This is a genomic window from Neisseria sp. P0009.S007 (assembly GCF_051962515.1).
Window position 1 is genome coordinate 1 of sequence record NZ_JBQCVF010000306.1, and the last position, 1544, is coordinate 1544.

Annotated in this window: 2 protein-coding genes and 1 pseudogene; 1 reads left to right on the top strand and 2 read right to left on the bottom strand. The window is 48.0% G+C overall.

Going from position 1 to position 1544, the window contains the following annotated elements; all coding sequences use genetic code 11:
* A partial coding sequence (gene plsY, locus ACTHS3_RS12715) for a glycerol-3-phosphate 1-O-acyltransferase PlsY (protein ID WP_440368104.1) occupies positions 1–561 on the top strand: 561 nt, incomplete at its 5' end.
* Positions 562–649: 88 nt separating this feature from the next.
* Here the strand turns inward: plsY and greB are convergent.
* Both greB and ACTHS3_RS12725 read right to left on the bottom strand, forming a co-directional pair.
* On the bottom strand, positions 650–1141 hold the full coding sequence (greB, locus tag ACTHS3_RS12720; RefSeq protein ID WP_070608176.1) for a transcription elongation factor GreB: 492 nt from the start codon (positions 1139–1141) through the stop codon (positions 650–652).
* A 74-nt stretch (positions 1142–1215) separates the two neighbouring features.
* Positions 1216–1544: pseudogene (locus ACTHS3_RS12725) on the bottom strand (amidophosphoribosyltransferase); the annotation flags it as partial.

Genomic DNA, 1544 nt, shown 5'->3' on the forward strand with positions numbered 1-1544 from the left:
TTTGCCGTCATCGTATCAAAATATTACGGCATGGACGATCCGCGCACTTACGGCTCCGGCAACCCCGGTGCCACCAATGTCTTGCGCAGCGGTAAGAAAAAAGCAGCCGCACTGACCCTGCTCGGCGATGCAGTAAAAGGCTTGGTTGCCGTCATCTTGGCACGCTGCCTGCAAGATGCTTTAAATTTATCTGATGCAACGATAGCACTGGTTGCCATCGCCGCATTGGTCGGTCATATGTGGCCAATATTTTTCAATTTTAAAGGCGGCAAAGGCGTAGCCACCGCATTGGGCGTCTTGCTCGCCCTCTCCCCCGCAACCGCCCTGCTCTGTGCCTTGGTTTGGCTGGTCATGGCGTTCGGTTTCAAAGTATCTTCCCTTGCCGCACTGGTCGCCACCGTCTGCGCACCCATCTTCGCCTTCTTCATGATGCCACACGCCTCTTGGGCATGGGCAACCGTATTCATTGCCGCATTGGTGTTGTACCGCCATAAAAGCAATATTCAAAACCTGATTCAAGGCAAAGAAAGCAAAATCGGAGATAAAGCCGGAAAATCTTAAAAGCGTAGATACATTCAAATAAAAGGCCGTCTGAAAGTATATTTTTCAGACGGCCTTTTGTAGTTTCATTCACATTATTCACGCATAATCAGTCAATCTTAATATATTCCACCGACAGAATCTCTATAATCTCACGCCCTTCCGGTGTATCCAAGACAACTTCATCGCCTTCGCGTGCTTTTATCAGGCTGCGCGCCAAAGGGGAAATCCATGAGATTTTATTTTTAGCAGTATCGATTTCATCTACGCCGACGATTTTGACGGTTTGTTCACGACCATCTCCGCGCAATAAGCCAACGGTGGCGCTGAAAAAAATCTGGTCCGTGGCTTCACGTGCTTCAGGGTCGACGACGACGGCAGCTTCCAAGCGTTTGGTTAGGAAGCGGATACGGCGGTCGATTTCGCGCATACGGCGTTTGCCGTAAAGATAGTCCCCATTCTCGCTGCGGTCGCCATTGCTCGCCGCCCAGTTAACGATTTGGACGATTTCTGGGCGTTCTTTGTTGACCAGATGATAAAGTTCGTCTTTCAATGCCTGCCAGCCGGTAGGCGTGATGTAATTTTTGGTTTCGGTACTCATAATGTGTCTAAAACATAATTAAAGGCCGTCTGAACATTAATTTTCAGACGGCCTTTATTGTAAGTCAATTTACTTTATTCTTCATCATCATCGCTATCGCTGATACTGATGCTGTGTTCCATTTTGCTTGGATGTACTTTCAAACCGCCACAACCTGATTTTTCGGTAGAGAGACGGTTTAGATACGCTTCGTCGATATCGCCGGTTTGATAAACACCATTAAAGCATGAAGAATCAAAGGATTCGATTTTTGGATTGAGTGCTTTGACTACTGCTTCCAAGTCTTCTAAGTTCTGGAAGACGATACCATCCGCGCCAATCTCGGCTGCGATTTCTGCTGCGCTGCGGCCGTTTGCAATCAGTTCTTCACGGGTCGGCATATCGATACCGTACACATTCGGAT

Bases quoted from the DNA above. Each gene is read 5' to 3' on its own strand.
- greB (WP_070608176.1), bottom strand. From the start codon at position 1,141: ATGAGTACCGAAACCAAAAATTACATCACGCCTACCGGCTGGCAGGCA.